This window comes from Mesorhizobium sp. P3_A2, assembly GCF_056403115.1.
Genome location: NZ_JBFUGC010000002.1, coordinates 210,577 through 226,652 on the forward strand (window position 1 = coordinate 210,577; position 16,076 = coordinate 226,652).

The window sequence follows — 16,076 nt, forward strand, 5'->3', positions numbered from 1 at the left end:
AATGAGTGACTGGGTCGAGGCCTGTGCGGCCGGCGATATCGACGAAGAGGATGTCATGCGCTTCGATCATGGCGGCCGCACCTTCGCCATCTTTCGCAGCCCGGACGATGACTATTTCGCCACCGATGGCCTGTGCACACATGAAAAGGTGCATCTGGCCGACGGGCTGGTGATGGACGACATCATCGAATGCCCCAAGCATAATGGCCGCTTCAATTACAAGACGGGCGCCGCACGCGGCGCACCGGTCTGCGTCAACCTCGCGACTTATCCGGTCAAGGTCGAGGCGGGCAAAGTGCTGATCCAGATCGGATGATGGCGATGCAAGCGGGGATGGTCATCATCGGCGCCGGCGAATGTGGCGGGCGGGCAGCGCTGACACTGCGCGAGCTCGGCTATGACGGCCCGGTGACGCTGGTCGGTGACGAACCGCACCTGCCCTATGAGCGGCCTCCTTTGTCGAAAGACGCGATGGTCAGCGATGCGCCTGAAATCAAGGCGATCGCCAGCGACGAAATTCTGGCGGAACGGTCCATACGCCATATCCATTCCGTGCAAGCCGTGGCTATCGACCGCGCGGCGCATCTGGTGCGGCTGTCTGACAGTTCGGTGCTCGCCTACGACAAACTGCTGCTGGCGACCGGTTCGACACCGCGCAAGCTGCCCATGCCGGGGTTGGGTGCGCGCTGCGTCTACCTCCGCACCTTTGCCGACGCACTCGCCATTCGCAGTCACCTCAGCCCCGCAAACCGCATCGCCATCATTGGTGGCGGCTTTATCGGCCTCGAACTCGCCGCTTCGGCGCGCAAGCTCGGGGTTGCGGTCACCGTCATCGAGGCGCAGCCGCGCATCCTGATGCGCGGTGTGCCGGCCGAAATCGCGCAGATTGTCCATCAAGCGCATGAAGCCGAGGGCGTGAAAATCCTGACCAGTCAGGGCATCATCTCCATCGCCGATGACGGCACCGAGGTGTGCATTGCGCTCGCCGACGGACAAGAGATCGTTGCCGATCTGGCCGTCATCGGCATCGGCGCCGTGCCGGTCACCGGCCTTGCCGTCGAAGCGGGCCTGTCCGTCGATAACGGCATTGTCGTCAACGCCGAACTGCGCACCGACGATCCGGACATCTTCGCCGCGGGTGATTGCTGTGCGTTTCCGCTAGCCATCTATGCTGGCCGCCGGGTGCGGCTGGAGGCCTGGCGCAACGCCCAGGAACAGGGCGCGCTGGCAGCGAGGAACATGCTGGGCGCCGGCGAGGCGCATGCAGCGGTGCCGTGGTTCTGGTCGGATCAGTATGGGCTCAGCCTGCAGATTGCCGGACTTTCCGACGAGGGCAAAAGCACGGTGCGCCGCGACCTCGACGATGGCGCGTTCATCCTGTTTCATCTGGCCGACGATGGCCGGCTGGTGGCGGCGAGTGGTATCGGTCCCGGCAATGCGGTGGCGCGCGACATCAGGCTGGCAGAGATGCTGATCGCCAAGCGGGCAAAGCCGGCGCCGGAAGCGCTGGGATCGCAGGATGTGAAGCTGAAGTCGCTGCTGGCGGCCTAGGCTTACCCTCCCCCCTTGTGGGTCGCTGCGAAAGCAGCGGGGTGGGGGGTGCGGCACCGACCCCACCCGGACCTTCGGCCCGACCTCCCCACAAGGGGGAGGTAGAAGGCCCCTAAAACAGCACCTTCAGCTCGTCCAGCTTGTCGTTGACCAGCCAGCCATAATAATTCTCTTCCGGCAGTTTCACCGGTTCGCCGGCGGCGCGGCGCTTGTCGTTTTCGGCCTTCAGCGCATAGGCGCGCTGCTCGGGATTGCCGACATTGTAGAGCGTGGCGGTGAGCCCCGGATTGCCCGAGATGTCGAAGCCGGCAATATTTTTGTAGGCATCGATCGATTTCTTGATCGTCGCCGCCACATAGGGCAGCGTCAGATCTGGATCCATAATCGTCTTGTAGACCCCATTCGGATCGCCGACATCGAGCTCGGGCAACCCCGAAACCTTGTGGACGAGATCGCTCATCTGCAGCGCGGTCAGCGGGTTGAGCTGGCCGAGGCCAAAGGTCTGGCCGGCATAATAGGGCTGGAAGAAGGTGGCGCCGAAGCGGTCGTTGGGAAAGCTTGTGCCGCCGACGGTCTTGCCGCGGAAAGAGTGGTTCCACACCTGCTCGCGGCATTCCCACAGATCGTAGCTGTCGGACATCGTGCATTTCTTGAATTCCGGCCGCTGCACGAAATCGGTGATGTCCTCGCCGTCATAAGCGAAGGAGAGCTTGCTGGAGAGGTAGGAGATCGCCTTGACGTAATAGGTCTGCAGCCGGTCGTAGGCGTCGACATTGTAGGTGTGCTCGCCGACGATGGCGCCGACGATGTGCAAGGGGTTGATGCCGTAAGCAGCGGCCGCCTTCTTGATCTTGGCGCGCAGTTCGGCATCACTCTGCAGCAAGGCGTAGACCTTGCGGTATTTGGCCTGGAAGGTGGTGTTGGTGGCCTGGGTGCGGCGACTGGAAGCGCCGGGTATGTCGGGCTGCACGGCGTTGCGATTGCCCGCCGGCACCAATGTTGCCGCGTCGGCGGCGAACAGCGTCGCCGCCAGCGTCAAGCTGAGAATGACCAGGATCAGTTTTTTCATGCGCCGCCGCCTAGAGAATTGCCGCGCAAACTAGGGAGTGCTCCGGGTTGAGTCGAGAGCGCCCCGTCACACGGCAAGACGAAAGGTGGCCCGATGATACCATCCGGCCACACATGGTGCTGTTTGCCGGAAGTTGGTGCCTAAACCGGCGCCGGACTGACCGGCGCCGTTGTTTAAAGGATGAATCGCGACAAATCTGTGTTTCTGGAGAGGTCGCCGACATGCTTTTCCACATAGGCAGCGTCGATGGTGACGCTGGTGCCGTTGCGGTCCGGCGCATCGTAGGAGATCTCGTCCAGCACGCGCTCCATGACCGTCTGCAGCCGCCTTGCGCCGATGTTTTCGACGCTGGCGTTGAGGTCGACGGCGATGCCGGCGAGCGAATCGATGGCGTCGTCGGTGAAGGTCAGGTCGACGCCTTCCGTCTTCATCAGCGCGATATACTGCTTGATAAGGCTGGCTTCCGTCTCTGTGAGGATGCGGACGAAATCGTCCTTCTCCAGCGCGCGCAGTTCGACGCGGATAGGCAGGCGGCCCTGCAGCTCCGGCAAAAGGTCGGACGGCTTGGCAACGTGGAACGCACCCGAGGCGATGAACAGGATGTGGTCGGTCTTCACCGGTCCGTATTTGGTCGCCACCGTCGTGCCCTCAACCAGCGGAAGCAGGTCGCGCTGCACGCCCTCGCGCGACACGCCGGCACCGATGCCCCCCTCGCGCGAGGCGATCTTGTCGATCTCGTCGAGGAAGACGATGCCGTCGTTTTCGGTCGATTCGAGCGCCCTGCGCACCACCTCGTCCTGGTCGAGCAGCTTGTCGGATTCGTCGCTGATCAACAGCGCATAGGATTCCTTGACCGTGGTCTTGCGGCTCTTGGTCTTCTTGCCGCCCATCGCCTTCGACAGCATGTCGTTGATGTTGAGTACGCCGATATTGCCGCCGGGCATGCCGGGAATCTCGAAGCCGGGCATGCCGCCATTGCCGGTGTCGGCCACTTCGACCTCGATCTCCTTGTCATCGAGCTCGCCGTCGCGCAGCTTCTTGCGGAAGCTGTCGCGCGTCGCAGGGCTCGCCGTCTTGCCGACGAGGGCTTCCAGCACGCGTTCCTCGGCGTTGATGTGGGCACGCGCCTTGACGTCCTCGCGCATCTTCTCGCGCACCAGGCCGATGGCGATCTCGACGAGGTCGCGGATGATCTGCTCGACATCGCGGCCGACATAGCCGACCTCGGTGAACTTGGTGGCCTCGACCTTGACGAAGGGCGCGCCGGCGAGCCGCGCCAGGCGGCGCGATATCTCGGTCTTGCCGACGCCGGTCGGGCCGATCATCAGGATGTTCTTCGGCATCACCTCTTCGCGCATCTGGCCTTCCAGCTGCTGGCGGCGCCAGCGGTTGCGCAAGGCGATGGCCACGGCGCGCTTGGCGTCCTTCTGGCCGATGATGAAGCGGTCGAGTTCCGAAACGATTTCACGGGGAGAGAAGGTGGTCATATCACTAAATTCCACTTTGCCACTGCTTGATGGGCTCGAACGGATGCAGCAGCATGATCACGTTGAGCGTCAGATTGTCCCGGACGAGATAGCCGACGCCCAGTTCGAAGATGAAGGCGAGGCCGACGACGACTGATATAGGTAGCTTTCTGGCCATCACAAATCCCAGCACCATGGCCAGTGTGTCGGACACGGAATTGATGATCGAGTCGCCATAGTAGTCCAGCGAAATGGTGCCGGCGCGGTAGCGTTCGATGATGAACGGGCTGTTTTCCAGGAGCTCCCAGCCGCCCTCGATGACGACCGCAAAGGCCAGGCGCAGACCGATCGGCGAGCGCGGAAACAGGAACCAGGCCAAGGCGTAGAACAGGAAGCCGTGGATGATATGCGAGAAGGTGTACCAGTCGGAAATGTGCTGGGAATTCTCCGAACTGTTCACCACGCCGTGCCAGAGTTTGACGTAGCCGCAAGTGCAGATCGGCGTGCGGCCCATGCCGTAAAGCGCGCCCGCCTGGAAGATGAGCAGAGCGAGCACGAGCAGGAGCCCCATCCGCCAGCTGTCTTCGTAGGCCGAGTAATTCGTGTCCCCGCCCGGTGTCGTCATCAGCTTATTCCCCCTCTTGCGCGTCGCCTTCGGCATCGACGGCCATCAGCACGACGTCGCCATATTCCGAGTGCCTGCGATCGATAGCCCTGAAGCCCGCCTTTTCATAGGCGCGGATGGCGCGGCCATTGTCGGGATGCGGATCGATGATGACGCGCGGCGCGCCTTCTTCGAACAGTTGCTCGACGAACTGCCTGACGATGGCCGAGCCATGGCCTTTGCCGATAAGGTCCGGCACGCCGATCGACAGGTCGATACCGTGCGTGCCGAACGGCTGGTCGGCATAGGGATGACCGTCCTCCAGATGCGGGTCGTAGCTCTGCAGATAGGCAATCGGCTTGCCGTCGAGTTCAACGATCAGCGGCTCGACGGAAATCGAGTCGATATGCTCGCGGATCCCGGCGATTTCCGCCTCCGGATCGTCCCACCACTCGGCGACATGCGGCTCGGCCAGCCAGCCGGCGATCATCGGCAGGTCTTTTTCCACGACCGGCCGAAAATCGTAGAGCACCGGCGGCTCAGGCGGCATCGAGCGTTTCGATGACGAAATTATTGTTGGTGTAGACGCAGATGTCGGAGGCGATCTGCATCGCCTTGCGGGCGATCTCCTCGGCATCCTTGTCGGTATCCATCAGCGCACGGGCAGCGGCGAGCGCATAATTGCCGCCGGAGCCGATGGCCATGACGCCGAATTCAGGCTCCAGCACGTCACCGGTGCCGGTCAACGCCAGCGAGACCGACTTGTCGGCCACCAGCATCATCGCTTCCAGCCGGCGCAGATAGCGGTCGGTGCGCCAGTCCTTGGCGAGCTCGACGCAGGCGCGCGTCAGCTGGTCGGGATATTGTTCGAGCTTGGCTTCCAGCCGCTCCAGCAAGGTGAAGGCATCCGCCGTGGCGCCGGCGAAACCGGCAATGACATTGCCGCCCTTGCCGATGCGGCGCACCTTTTTGGCATTGCCTTTCATGATGGTCTGGCCAAGGCTCACCTGGCCGTCGCCGGCGATCACCACCTTGTTGCCCTTGCGCACCGTCACGATGGTCGTGGCGTGCATGGTCAGTTCATTCGACATTTATAGCTCCGATTCGCGCGATCCCGATAAGGCGATTGGCGCGGTACGAGTGATTTCGATCGGCCATATGTATGCATGGGGCGTGTGATTGCAAACCGCCTCTGCTACCGGCGATAGCGATCCGCATCGCAACTGGCAATCGCCGGATCATGCTGCTAGAAGGCTTTCGTTTTCAAGCAAATGAGCGCTTGGAGGCATTGTCTTTCCGTTTCGCCCCCAGTCGTTTGCCCAAAGACAAGGATAAGGTCATGGCGTCCCGTTCCGCCGAAGTCAGCCGCAAGACCAAGGAAACCGAGATCGCGGTTTCGGTCCATCTCGACGGCACCGGTATCTCCGACATGTCGACGGGCGTCGGCTTCTTCGACCATATGCTCGACCAGCTGTCGCGCCATTCGCTGATCGACATCACGGTCAAGGCCAAGGGCGATCTGCACATAGACGACCACCACACTGTCGAGGACACCGGCATTGCGATCGGGCAGGCGCTGGCCAAGGCGCTGGGCGAACGACGCGGCATCATGCGCTATGCCTCGATCGACCTTGCCATGGACGAGACGCTGACGCGCGCTGCGATCGACGTGTCCGGCCGGCCGTTCCTGGTCTGGAACGTCGCCTTCTCGTCGCCGAAGATCGGCACCTTCGACACCGAACTGGTGCGCGAATTCTTCCAGGCGCTGGCGCAGAATGCCGGCATCACCCTGCATGTCACCAATCACTATGGCGCCAACAACCATCATATTGCCGAGACCTGCTTCAAGGCGGTGGCGCGTGCGCTGCGTGCAGCGCTGGAGCGCGACCCGCGCCAGCCGGACGCGGTTCCCTCCACCAAGGGATCTCTGAAAGGGTAGGCTGATGGCCATCTATGTCGTGATGGAACCGCCGGGCCGCACCGAGGCGGCCGACGCAACCATTTTTGTCCGCGACGGGTTTTCCTGGCTGGCTTTCCTGCTTGCGCCGCTGTGGCTGGCCTGGCACCGGCTGTGGGTCGAGGCCGCGCTCGCCTTCGTCGCCATGGGCCTCATCTCGCTGCTCGGCCAAAGGCTGGGACTGGATTGGGCAGGCTCGGCGCTGTCGCTGCTGGTCTCGCTCTATATCGGCCTGGAGGGCCAAGGGCTGCGGATCGCGGCCCTGCGCCGCCGCGGCTGGCATGAATGGGGCGTGATCGAAGCCGACAATCCTGACGGTGCCGACATCCGCCAGGCGCTGGACGCAGAGGCGCAGGCGGAGGAACAGGCGCCGCTGCCACGCATCGTGCCCGATGCCAGTCTTGCCCGGCCGGCGCAGACCGGCCTGACGCTCGGGCTGACCCATACGCCGGGAAAAGGCTGACATGCGGGTTGCGATCATCGATTACGGGTCGGGCAATCTGCGCTCGGCCACCAAGGCCTTCGAGCGTGCCGCGCATGAAGCCGGCATCGCGGCGGCGATCGAGCTGACCGCCGATGCCGAGCGGGTGCGCAGCGCCGATCGCATCGTGCTGCCCGGCGTCGGCGCCTATGCCGACTGCGCGGCAGGCCTGCGCGGGGTGGCCGGCATGTGGGAAGCGGTGGAGGAAGTGGCGATCGCCAAGGCGCGGCCGTTTCTCGGCATCTGCGTCGGCATGCAGCTCATGTCGCAGCGCGGCCTGGAAAAGACCGTGACCAAGGGCTTTGGCTGGATTGCCGGCGACGTCAAGGAGATCACGCCGACCGATCCGGCGCTGAAGATCCCGCAGATCGGCTGGAACACGATCGATCTGGAGCGCAAGCACCCGTTGTTTTCCGGCATTGCTACCGGGCCCAAGGGGCTGCATGCCTATTTCGTCCACTCCTACCATCTCGATGCCCAAAAAGCCGACGAGGTGCTGGCCGTTGCAGACTATGGCGGCCCGGTGACGGCCGCGGTCGCGCGCGGCAATCTCGCCGGTACGCAGTTCCATCCTGAAAAGAGCCAGGCGCTCGGCCTGGCGCTGATCACCAATTTCCTGCGCTGGAGACCCTGATGAGCAAGAAGGGCTACTGGATCGCGCTGGTCGATGTCCGCGATCCCGAGATCTACAAGCAGTACATCGAAGCCAACGCCAAAGCCTTCGCCAAATATGGCGCGAAGTTCATCGTCCGGGCCGGGCGCTATGAAAACCCGGAAACGTTGACCGGCAATCGTCATGTCGTGGTCGAGTTCGAATCCTACGATGTGGCCGTCGCCTGCTATCACTCGCCGGAGTATCAGGAGGCGTCAAAATACAGGCTCGCCGCCTCGACCGGCCATTTCGTCATCGTCGAGGGTGCCTGACCGTGATCCTGTTTCCCGCCATCGATCTCAAGGACGGCAAATGCGTGCGGTTGAAGCACGGCGATATGGCGACCGCGACGATCTACAATGACGACCCGGCGGCCCAGGCCAGGGCCTTCGAGGACCAAGGTTTTGAGTGGCTGCACGTCGTCGACCTCAACGGCGCCTTCAAGGGCCAAAGCGTCAACAGCGCGGCGGTCGGCGCCATTCTCAAGGCGACGAAGAACCCGGTGCAGCTCGGCGGCGGCATCCGGACGCTAGAGCAGATCGAAGACTGGCTCGACCGCGGGCTGGCGCGCGTCATTCTCGGCACCGTGGCGGTTCGCGACCCCGACCTGGTGAAGCAGGCCTGCAAGGAATTCCCGGGCAAGATTGCCGTCGGCATCGACGCCAAGGGTGGCAAGGTGGCGGTCGAAGGCTGGGCCGAGGCCTCAAGCCTCGGCGTCATCGAACTGGCGCAGAAATTCGAAGGCGCCGGCGTGGCCGCCATCATCTACACCGACATCGACCGCGACGGGGTTCTGACCGGCATCAACTGGGATGCCACGATCGACCTCGCCGACGCCGTGTCGATTCCGGTCATCGCCTCGGGCGGGCTCGCTTCGATCGCCGACATCGTGCGCATGACCATGCCCGATGCAAAAAAACTCGAAGGCGCCATCTCCGGCCGCGCGCTCTATGACGGGCGCATCGATCCGGCCGAGGCGCTGGCGGTGCTGCAAGGCAAGGCAATGGAGACCCGCACGTGAAAATCTCCATCATCCTGGCCTCCTATGACAGCGGCCACTATCACGGCGGCATGGGCCAGGGACCGGACGCGATCGTCGCCGGCGGGCTCGTCGATGCGCTGACGCTGGCCGGGCATGACGTCGTCGTTACCGACATCGGCAGGGTAGGCGACGAGCAGGAGCGCGAGATCGCAACCGGCTTTGCAGTCTGCAATGCCGTCTGCGGCGAGGTCCGCATCGCCATCGACCGCGGCCGCTTTCCGATCGTGCTTGCCGGCAATTGCCTGACATCGGCTGGTGCGGTCGCCGGCGAAGACGCCGATGCGATCATCTGGGCCGACCAGCATGGCGACCTCAACACGCCCGAAACCTCCGTCTACGGCTTTCTCGACGGCATGGCGCTGGCCACGGTCCTCGGCCTGTGCTGGAAGCCGATGGCCTCGGCCATCCCCGGCTTCAAACCGATCGATCCGGCCCGCTGCGTGCTGGTCAATGCGCGCGACCTCGACCCCGCCGAACAGGAGCTGTTGAAGACGCTGCCGGTGATCCGTACCGAATGCCCCGACTGGTCAATGGCCTGTGGCAGACTAAAGGCGCCGGAGGCAAAGCGGGTGCACCTGCATCTCGATCTCGACGTGCACGATCCCGAGGCGCTGCAGGCCAACCGCTACACCACGCCGGGCGGTCCGGAGCCGAAACAACTGCGCCAGGCGGTTTGCGGCATGGCCGGTTTGCTGCCGATATCCGGCATCACCGTCTCGGCCTACGATCCGGCCTTCGACGCGAAGGCCGAGGTTCCGCCGCTGGTCGGTGAACTGCTCACCGAGTTGCTGGCGACGATGGAGAAGCGCTGATGCTGAAAGCCCGCGTCATCCCTTGCCTCGACGTCAAGAACGGCCGCGTCGTCAAGGGCGTCAATTTCGTCGATCTGGTCGATGCCGGTGACCCGGTCGAGGCGGCAAAAGCCTATGACGCGGCCGGCGCCGACGAGCTCTGCTTTCTCGACATCACCGCATCGTCCGACAACCGGGAAACCATCTTCGACGTCGTCGCCCGCACCGCCGAACAGTGCTTCATGCCGCTGACGGTCGGCGGCGGCGTGCGCCAGGTCGCCGATATCAGAAAACTGCTGCTGGCCGGCGCCGACAAGGTGTCGATCAACACGGCGGCGGTGAAGAATCCGGATTTTGTCGCCGAGGCAGCGGACAAATTCGGGAATCAGTGCATCGTCGTGGCCATCGACGCCAAGAAGGTGTCGGCGCCAAATGAGGCCGACCGCTGGGAAATCTTCACCCATGGCGGCCGCGAAAAAACCGGCATCGATGCGGTCGAGTTCGCGCGAAAAATGGTCGATCGCGGCGCCGGCGAGATCCTGTTGACCTCGATGGACCGCGACGGCACCAAGGCCGGCTACGACATTGCGCTGACCCGCGCGATCGCGGATGCGGTGCGCGCGCCGGTGATCGCGTCGGGCGGCGTCGGCACGCTTGATCACCTGGTCGAGGGCATCCGCGACGGCCACGCCGGTGCCGTGCTGGCGGCATCGATCTTCCATTTCGGGACCTACACGATTGCAGAAGCCAAGGCGCATATGGCCAAGGCTGGCCTGCCGATGCGGCTGGACTCATCCGTCGATCGGCCCTAGAGCGTTTCCGGCTAAGAAAGGCTTGCTACCGCGCCATGGCTGAATTCTCGCTCTCCGAGCTGGAGACAATCATCGCCCAACGCGCCCAGTCCGGCGACCCGGACTCGTGGACGGCGAAACTGTTTGCCAAGGGCATGGACAAGGCCGCGCAAAAGCTTGGCGAGGAGGCGGTCGAGACCGTCATTGCCGCCGTCAAAGGCGACAAAAAAGCCCTCGTTTCCGAAAGTGCCGATCTTATATATCATTGGCTTGTCGTGCTTGGGATTGCGGAGGTTCCGCTGGACGACATACTGCGCGAGCTCGAGAGCCGTACCGGCCGCTCGGGCGTCGCCGAAAAGGCTTCGCGGTCGAAGGGTTGACCGCTAGAGCCGGATGATTTCAGGCCAAGGCCTGAAATCTGAATCCGTCTCTAAAATTAAAGAAGGAGCATGATGTCGTCCGAAAACCGCTTCACACTTTTCGGCATCATGCTCTAGAGGGCAGGAGACTCGATGGACCAGCTCGCTCCGACCGAGAAATATTCCCCCTACCGTTTCTTCTCGGCCGAGCAATGGTCGAACTTCCGCGCCGACACGCCGATGACGCTGAGCGAAGACGAGATCAACCGTCTGCGCTCGCTCAACGACCCGGTCGACCTCGAAGAGGTCAAGCGCATCTATCTGTCGCTGTCGCGCCTGCTGTCGGCCCATGTCGAGGCCAGCCAGCTGCTGTTTCGGCAACGCCAAGCCTTTTTCAACGCGCTGGATGTGGTCAAGACGCCGTTCATCATCGGCATTGCCGGTTCGGTCGCGGTCGGCAAGTCGACCACGGCGCGCGTGCTGAAGGAGCTTCTGGCGCGCTGGCCGTCGAGCCCTAAGGTCGATCTCATCACCACCGACGGTTTTCTCTTACCCAACAAGGTGTTGCGGCGCGACAATCTGATGGAGCGCAAGGGCTTTCCCGACAGCTACGATGTCGGTGCGCTGCTGCGTTTCCTCTCGGGCATCAAATCGGCGCAGCGCAATGTCCGCGCGCCGGTCTATTCGCATTTGACCTATGACGTCATTCCCGGCGAGTTCGTCACCATCGACCGGCCCGACATATTGATCTTCGAAGGCATCAATGTGCTGCAGCCCGGCAAATTGCCGAAGGACGGCAAGATCGTGCCGTTCCTGTCCGATTTCTTCGATTTCGCCATCTATATCGATGCCGACGAAAAGCTGATTCATCAATGGTACATCGCCCGCTTCATGCGGCTGCGCGAGACGGCCTTCCGCAATCCGGACTCCTTCTTCCACCGCTATTCGCAGCTTTCCGAAGACGCCGCGCGCGCCATTGCGGAAGGCTTGTGGACCAACATCAACCTGAAAAATTTGCGCGAGAACATCGTGCCGACGAGGGCGCGCGCCGACCTCATCCTGCGCAAGGGCGCCAATCACCTGGTCGAGGAAGTGGCGCTCAGGAAACTGTAGCCGCGGTCCCCTGGCGGTCCACGATCTCGGTCGACGGGTGGTCCTGCGTCGGTAGCCGCAAATAGGGCCGATCCGCGGGGACGAGTTTACGCGCCACGGCATAGACCACGATCGCGACAGCGGCGGCGGCATAGCCGTCGATCGCATAGTGCCAGGCCAGATACACCGAACTCACGGCGACAAAGGCCACATAGACGAACGCTACTGCGCCGAGACGGCGATTGTACTCCCGCACGAAAAGCGCGTTGAGCATCGCCAGGCCGACATGCACGCTGGGAAAGGCCGAAATGCCTGAGCCGAAACCCGTCTGCCCGGCCTCATGCAGCGTCCACAAATATTGCTGATAGGAAACGGCGGAGTTGGAGGATCCGGCGCCGTGGGCCAGGAATGCCACCTGTTCGCCAAACCGTGCCGTGTCTCCCGTGACCGCACCATAGAATGCCGGACCGGCTGACAGGAACAGCCCGGCCAGGATGTTGCCGACGACAACCCAGACCACCATGAAGCAGGCGACATAGCGTGTTCGAACCGACGCCGCCCAGGGCGATGTCACGATGAAGAACAAGGCACCGAAATTGAGGGCGAACCACAAAACGTTGTAATTCCACTCGACGGCAATCCGCACGAAATCGTTTTCAGCGACCATGTAGAGCCAGCGCCACGGATCGGCGCCGAAATGCAGGAAGGCGTCGATGTCGGCATGTGTCACGTCGAATGAAAAGCCATCCTGCCAGACCGGCATGCCGTTTTTTACGGAGGTGAATGTGCCCTGAAAGATCATGAGCGCCATCATGAGGCATAGACCCGAGAGCGAGTATGCCAGCCGCGATGTCGAAAACACATGTTTCGCCGCCAGACGGCGCCTGCCATCGAAGCGGTGCATGAGCAGGCTCACATCGACAAGAATCGCGAAGGCCGACGGCATCACGCCGTTCAACAATATCCAGCGCCAGAAATATATCGAATACGCGCTGCGGTCGGCCGCGCCGATCGCGTGCAGAAAAACCAGTCCGGCCAGTGTGTAGATGGCAATGAACAGATAAAGGCCGGAATCCCGGCGAACCAGTGGGATTGCCCCGTTGGTGGCAGCCCATAGTTGACGCAAGATTACACTGCTGTCTGTCATGATCCCCGGGCCGACGTTGCAATGCCCAGGCGCTTTTACGAGGAAAACCTGTAGAATCGGTTAGTGCCGCGCCCGCGTCACCCGCCGCAGCGTCAGATTGATGCGGCCGCCATTCTTCAGCAGCGCCGAGGTCGACGGGTAGATGCGGTCGACGCCGTGGAAGCAGAGCCGGCCTTCGCCGCCGAGCACGACGACATCGCCGCTTTTCAGTCTGAACGATTTGGTGCCGCCGTCGCGCGTCGTCTGGCCGACCCGGAACAGACAATCGTCGCCGAGCGAAACAGAAACCACGGGCGCCGAGAAATCGGCTTCGTCGCGATCCTGGTGCAGGCCCATTTTGGCATCCTGCGTATAGAAATTGACCAGGCACGCCTCCGGCGGATGCGGGTGGGCGGCGACCTCCTGCCATAATTGCATCAACGCGTCGGGGATCGGCGGCCATGGCTCCCCGGTCAGCGGATGCGTCGGCTGGTAGCGATATCCCAGTTCCTTGTCGGTTACCCAGCCGAGCGAGCCGCAATTGGTCATGCGCACGCTCATCTCCTTGCCGGTGCGCGGCATCGCCGGCACGAACAGCGGCGCCTGCTGCACCACCTTGCGTACGTCTTCGACCAGCGCTTCCTGCGCCGCGCGGGGCAAGTAGCCAGGCATATGGCGGACACCTTTGGGCAGAACGAGCATGAGTGGACCCAGGTTGATCCTGCCAACAATGCCACCGCCAAACAAAAACGGCGACCCGAAAGCCGCCAACACCCTTCAACCTATTCGTTTTCCACCCGGCCCCGCAGCTTCTTGATCGTGCCGCGCCCGGCCTTGCTTTTCAGCCGCCGCTCCACCGCGCCTTTCGACGGCCTGGTCTTCTTGCGCGGCGGCGGCGGTGGTTCGGCGGCCTTGGCGACCAGTGCCGTCAGCCTTGCCCGGGCATCGGCCCGGTTCTGCTCCTGGGTGCGGAAGCGCCCGGCTTCGATGACGATGACGCCGTCCTTGGTGGCGCGCTGGCCGGCAAGCTTGATGGTGCGTGCGCGCACGCGCTCCGACAGGCCGGCCGCATTGGCCGCGTCGAAGCGCAACTGCACGGCGGTGGCCACCTTGTTGACGTTCTGGCCGCCGGGGCCGGACGAGCGGATGAAATCCTCGTGCAGGTCGCCCTGGTGGATCACGGCTTCGTCGGCAATGATGATGTCGTCGATCGGCATGCCGCAGTCATGGCGCGGCGGACCGAAAAAGAAAAGGCCCGATCGGGACCGGGCCTTTCAACGACATACCGAGAGCGACGTCGCGATTACTCCGCAGCCTCCTGCAGACGCGGCGCGGCGCCGAGCACGACGGCATCGACGTGGCTTTCGAATTTCTCGAAGTTGACGGCGAACATGCCGACCAGCCTTGCTGCCTGGCGGTCATAGGCAGCCTTGTCGGCCCAGGTCGAACGCGGGTCGAGAATGGCGCTGTCGACGCCCGGAACGGCCACCGGCACCTCGAAGCCGAAATTGGCATCGGTGCGGAAGCCGGCCGCCTTCAGCGAACCGTCGAGCGCGGCGGCCAGCAAGGCGCGCGTCGCCTTGATCGGCATGCGCTTGCCGGTGCCATAGGCGCCACCGGTCCAGCCGGTGTTGACCAGCCAGCAATCGGCGTCGTGGCGGGCGATCAGCTCGCGCAGCAGATTGCCGTATTCCTTGGGATGGCGCGGCATGAACGGCGCGCCGAAACAGGTCGAGAACGTTGCTTCAGGCTCGGTCACGCCCTTTTCGGTGCCGGCCACCTTGGCCGTGTAGCCGGAGAGGAAATGATACATCGCCTGCGCCGGGGTCAGCCGGGCGATCGGCGGCATGACCCCGAAAGCATCGGCGGTCAGCATGATGATGTTTTTCGGGTGGCTGGCGCGCCCGGTCTTCGAGGCGTTGGGGATGAAGTCGAGCGGATAGGCGCAGCGCGTGTTTTCGGTCAACCGGCCGTCGTTGAAATCCGGCACGCGGTTTGCGTCGAGCACGACATTTTCCAGCACCGTGCCGAAACGCTGCGTGGTGGCAAAGATCTCCGGCTCGGCTTCGGCCGACAGCCGGATCGTCTTGGCGTAGCAGCCGCCTTCGAAATTGAAGATGCCGTGCGGCCCCCAGCCATGCTCGTCGTCGCCGATGAGCGTACGTGACGGATCGGCCGACAGCGTCGTCTTGCCGGTGCCGGAAAGCCCGAAGAAGATCGCCGCATCGCCGGCCGGTCCCTCATTGGCCGAACAGTGCATCGGCATGACGCCCTTGGCCGGCAAGAGGTAGTTCAGCATGGTGAACACCGACTTCTTCATTTCGCCGGCATAGGAGGTGCCACCGATCAGCACGATCTTGCGGATCAGGTCGACCGCAATCACCGTTTCGGTGCGGCTGCCGTGGCGGGCCGGATCGGCGCGGAAGGACGGCAGGTCGATGATCGTCATCTCCGGCACGAACTCACCGAGCTCGGCCGCATCGGGGCGAATGAGCAGGTTGCGGATGAACAGCGAGTGCCAGGCGAATTCGGTGATGACCCGCGTCGGCAGCTTCAGATCGGCATCGGCGCCGCCGACGAGATCCTGCACATACAGATCCTTGTCCGCGGCGTGGACAAGGAAATCGGCGAACAGCGTCTCGAACTGGGCCGGCGAAATCGCCTTGTTGTTGTCCCACCAGATATGGGCCTCGGTGGCGCCGTCGCGCACGACAAACTTGTCCTTGGGCGAGCGGCCGGTGTGCTGGCCGGTCTCGGCAAGCAGGGCGCCGCCGGCGGTCAACCTGGCCTCGCCACGGCGGATCGCGTCCTCGTAAAGGGCGGCCGCACCAAAATTATAATGAACCGTGCCGGTGGTTTTCAGGCCGATACGATCGATCGCGCAGGCGGAATTGCGTTTGCCGACTTCCGACATCAAGGGTCCCTTCTTCTGGATTCGCCGCAGTTTGCCGGCGTATATCCGGCATGCCCGCGAGGTGGCTGAGACGGTCAGAACCAGAAAACCCGAATGATATCAAATCATTAATCGATTTAAAAAATTTGAAAGTTGTTTAAATCGTTTATATGTGCAAAAAATCACAGTGGTTGCCCAAAGG

The 16,076-nt window shown here is 63.0% G+C and carries 20 protein-coding genes; 11 read left to right on the plus strand and 9 right to left on the minus strand.

The annotated features are described in order from the left end of the window. The first annotated feature begins 1 nt into the window (after position 1). The gene (locus tag AC1DXM_RS05470; protein ID WP_477232141.1) at positions 2-316 is read left to right on the plus strand and encodes a MocE family 2Fe-2S type ferredoxin; all 315 of its coding nucleotides are present in this window, start codon (positions 2-4) and stop codon (positions 314-316) included. Then, positions 313-1,551, plus strand: coding sequence for an NAD(P)/FAD-dependent oxidoreductase (locus AC1DXM_RS05475; protein ID WP_477232142.1), 1,239 nt, complete (start codon positions 313-315; stop codon positions 1,549-1,551). Before AC1DXM_RS05470 ends, AC1DXM_RS05475 begins: the two co-directional genes overlap by 4 nt. 112 nt (positions 1,552-1,663) lie before the next feature. Here the strand turns inward: AC1DXM_RS05475 and AC1DXM_RS05480 are convergent, their stop codons facing one another. The 5 genes from AC1DXM_RS05480 to hslV all read right to left on the minus strand — a co-directional run bounded on the left by AC1DXM_RS05480 (position 1,664) and on the right by hslV (position 5,781). Further along, positions 1,664-2,620, minus strand: a complete 957-nt coding sequence (locus AC1DXM_RS05480) for a DUF1402 family protein (RefSeq protein WP_477232143.1) — start codon at positions 2,618-2,620, stop codon at positions 1,664-1,666. A 173-nt stretch (positions 2,621-2,793) separates the two neighbouring features. After that, the gene (hslU, locus tag AC1DXM_RS05485; protein WP_142868711.1) at positions 2,794-4,107 is read right to left on the minus strand and encodes an ATP-dependent protease ATPase subunit HslU; all 1,314 of its coding nucleotides are present in this window, start codon (positions 4,105-4,107) and stop codon (positions 2,794-2,796) included. Positions 4,108-4,111: 4 nt separating this feature from the next. After that, on the minus strand, positions 4,112-4,711 hold the full coding sequence (locus tag AC1DXM_RS05490; RefSeq protein ID WP_477232144.1) for a DUF2585 domain-containing protein: 600 nt from the start codon (positions 4,709-4,711) through the stop codon (positions 4,112-4,114). Positions 4,712-4,715: 4 nt separating this feature from the next. Continuing rightward, the gene (locus AC1DXM_RS05495; RefSeq protein ID WP_477232145.1) at positions 4,716-5,240 is read right to left on the minus strand and encodes a GNAT family N-acetyltransferase; all 525 of its coding nucleotides are present in this window, start codon (positions 5,238-5,240) and stop codon (positions 4,716-4,718) included. Further along, positions 5,230-5,781: an ATP-dependent protease subunit HslV gene (gene hslV, locus AC1DXM_RS05500; protein ID WP_112559910.1), complete on the minus strand. Its 552-nt coding sequence runs from the start codon at positions 5,779-5,781 to the stop codon at positions 5,230-5,232. The genes AC1DXM_RS05495 and hslV overlap by 11 nt, the downstream gene beginning before the upstream one ends. 248 nt (positions 5,782-6,029) lie before the next feature. On the opposite strand from hslV, the gene hisB reads away from it, so the two are divergent. The 9 genes from hisB (at position 6,030) to coaA (ending at position 11,876) form a co-directional block, all read left to right on the plus strand. Continuing rightward, complete coding sequence (gene hisB, locus AC1DXM_RS05505; RefSeq protein WP_477232146.1) at positions 6,030-6,629, plus strand: imidazoleglycerol-phosphate dehydratase HisB; 600 nt, start codon at positions 6,030-6,032, stop codon at positions 6,627-6,629. A 4-nt stretch (positions 6,630-6,633) separates the two neighbouring features. After that, a complete protein-coding gene (locus AC1DXM_RS05510) occupies positions 6,634-7,110 on the plus strand; it encodes a DUF2628 domain-containing protein (RefSeq protein ID WP_192255386.1) in 477 nt (158 codons plus the stop codon). Position 7,111: 1 nt separating this feature from the next. Further along, positions 7,112-7,762: an imidazole glycerol phosphate synthase subunit HisH gene (gene hisH, locus AC1DXM_RS05515; protein ID WP_477232147.1), complete on the plus strand. Its 651-nt coding sequence runs from the start codon at positions 7,112-7,114 to the stop codon at positions 7,760-7,762. Beyond that, positions 7,762-8,052, plus strand: coding sequence for a DUF1330 domain-containing protein (locus tag AC1DXM_RS05520; RefSeq protein ID WP_142868705.1), 291 nt, complete (start codon positions 7,762-7,764; stop codon positions 8,050-8,052). Before hisH ends, AC1DXM_RS05520 begins: the two co-directional genes overlap by 1 nt. Before the next feature lie 2 nt (positions 8,053-8,054). After that, complete coding sequence (hisA, locus tag AC1DXM_RS05525) at positions 8,055-8,801, plus strand: 1-(5-phosphoribosyl)-5-[(5-phosphoribosylamino)methylideneamino]imidazole-4-carboxamide isomerase (RefSeq protein ID WP_192255390.1); 747 nt, start codon at positions 8,055-8,057, stop codon at positions 8,799-8,801. Continuing rightward, positions 8,798-9,634 carry an arginase family protein gene (locus AC1DXM_RS05530; protein ID WP_192255392.1) on the plus strand — a complete coding sequence of 279 codons (837 nt, stop codon included), beginning with the start codon at positions 8,798-8,800 and terminating at the stop codon, positions 9,632-9,634. Before hisA ends, AC1DXM_RS05530 begins: the two co-directional genes overlap by 4 nt. Beyond that, positions 9,631-10,425: an imidazole glycerol phosphate synthase subunit HisF gene (gene hisF / locus AC1DXM_RS05535; protein ID WP_192255471.1), complete on the plus strand. Its 795-nt coding sequence runs from the start codon at positions 9,631-9,633 to the stop codon at positions 10,423-10,425. The genes AC1DXM_RS05530 and hisF overlap by 4 nt, the downstream gene beginning before the upstream one ends. 35 nt (positions 10,426-10,460) lie before the next feature. Continuing rightward, positions 10,461-10,784, plus strand: coding sequence for a phosphoribosyl-ATP diphosphatase (locus AC1DXM_RS05540; RefSeq protein ID WP_477232148.1), 324 nt, complete (start codon positions 10,461-10,463; stop codon positions 10,782-10,784). Between the two features lie 132 nt (positions 10,785-10,916). Next, entirely contained in the window at positions 10,917-11,876 is a 960-nt protein-coding gene (coaA, locus tag AC1DXM_RS05545; RefSeq protein ID WP_477232149.1) for a type I pantothenate kinase, read from the plus strand. Here coaA and AC1DXM_RS05550 read toward each other — a convergent pair. The 4 genes from AC1DXM_RS05550 to AC1DXM_RS05565 form a co-directional block, all read right to left on the minus strand. Beyond that, the gene (locus AC1DXM_RS05550; RefSeq protein ID WP_477232150.1) at positions 11,863-12,981 is read right to left on the minus strand and encodes a phosphatase PAP2 family protein; all 1,119 of its coding nucleotides are present in this window, start codon (positions 12,979-12,981) and stop codon (positions 11,863-11,865) included. The genes coaA and AC1DXM_RS05550 overlap by 14 nt on opposite strands. Positions 12,982-13,062: 81 nt before the next feature. Then, the gene (locus AC1DXM_RS05555) at positions 13,063-13,683 is read right to left on the minus strand and encodes an alpha-ketoglutarate-dependent dioxygenase AlkB (RefSeq protein ID WP_477232151.1); all 621 of its coding nucleotides are present in this window, start codon (positions 13,681-13,683) and stop codon (positions 13,063-13,065) included. Between the two features lie 80 nt (positions 13,684-13,763). After that, complete coding sequence (gene arfB, locus AC1DXM_RS05560; protein ID WP_477232152.1) at positions 13,764-14,198, minus strand: alternative ribosome rescue aminoacyl-tRNA hydrolase ArfB; 435 nt, start codon at positions 14,196-14,198, stop codon at positions 13,764-13,766. An 86-nt stretch (positions 14,199-14,284) separates the two neighbouring features. Next, positions 14,285-15,895: a phosphoenolpyruvate carboxykinase gene (locus AC1DXM_RS05565; RefSeq protein WP_477232153.1), complete on the minus strand. Its 1,611-nt coding sequence runs from the start codon at positions 15,893-15,895 to the stop codon at positions 14,285-14,287. Positions 15,896-16,076: the final 181 nt, after the last annotated feature.

Excerpts from the sequence above, each read along its gene's own strand:
- AC1DXM_RS05470 (WP_477232141.1), top strand. The coding sequence starts at position 2 with ATGAGTGACTGGGTCGAGGCCTGTGCGGCCGGCGATATCGACGAAGAG.
- AC1DXM_RS05475 (WP_477232142.1), top strand. The coding sequence starts at position 313 with ATGATGGCGATGCAAGCGGGGATGGTCATCATCGGCGCCGGCGAATGT.
- AC1DXM_RS05480 (WP_477232143.1), bottom strand. The coding sequence starts at position 2,620 with ATGAAAAAACTGATCCTGGTCATTCTCAGCTTGACGCTGGCGGCGACG.
- hslU (WP_142868711.1), bottom strand. The coding sequence starts at position 4,107 with ATGACCACCTTCTCTCCCCGTGAAATCGTTTCGGAACTCGACCGCTTC.
- AC1DXM_RS05490 (WP_477232144.1), bottom strand. The coding sequence starts at position 4,711 with ATGACGACACCGGGCGGGGACACGAATTACTCGGCCTACGAAGACAGC.
- AC1DXM_RS05495 (WP_477232145.1), bottom strand. The coding sequence starts at position 5,240 with ATGCCGCCTGAGCCGCCGGTGCTCTACGATTTTCGGCCGGTCGTGGAA.
- hslV (WP_112559910.1), bottom strand. The coding sequence starts at position 5,781 with ATGTCGAATGAACTGACCATGCACGCCACGACCATCGTGACGGTGCGC.
- hisB (WP_477232146.1), top strand. The coding sequence starts at position 6,030 with ATGGCGTCCCGTTCCGCCGAAGTCAGCCGCAAGACCAAGGAAACCGAG.
- AC1DXM_RS05510 (WP_192255386.1), top strand. The coding sequence starts at position 6,634 with ATGGCCATCTATGTCGTGATGGAACCGCCGGGCCGCACCGAGGCGGCC.
- hisH (WP_477232147.1), top strand. The coding sequence starts at position 7,112 with ATGCGGGTTGCGATCATCGATTACGGGTCGGGCAATCTGCGCTCGGCC.
- AC1DXM_RS05520 (WP_142868705.1), top strand. The coding sequence starts at position 7,762 with ATGAGCAAGAAGGGCTACTGGATCGCGCTGGTCGATGTCCGCGATCCC.
- AC1DXM_RS05540 (WP_477232148.1), top strand. The coding sequence starts at position 10,461 with ATGGCTGAATTCTCGCTCTCCGAGCTGGAGACAATCATCGCCCAACGC.
- coaA (WP_477232149.1), top strand. The coding sequence starts at position 10,917 with ATGGACCAGCTCGCTCCGACCGAGAAATATTCCCCCTACCGTTTCTTC.
- AC1DXM_RS05555 (WP_477232151.1), bottom strand. The coding sequence starts at position 13,683 with ATGCTCGTTCTGCCCAAAGGTGTCCGCCATATGCCTGGCTACTTGCCC.
- arfB (WP_477232152.1), bottom strand. The coding sequence starts at position 14,198 with ATGCCGATCGACGACATCATCATTGCCGACGAAGCCGTGATCCACCAG.
- AC1DXM_RS05565 (WP_477232153.1), bottom strand. The coding sequence starts at position 15,895 with ATGTCGGAAGTCGGCAAACGCAATTCCGCCTGCGCGATCGATCGTATC.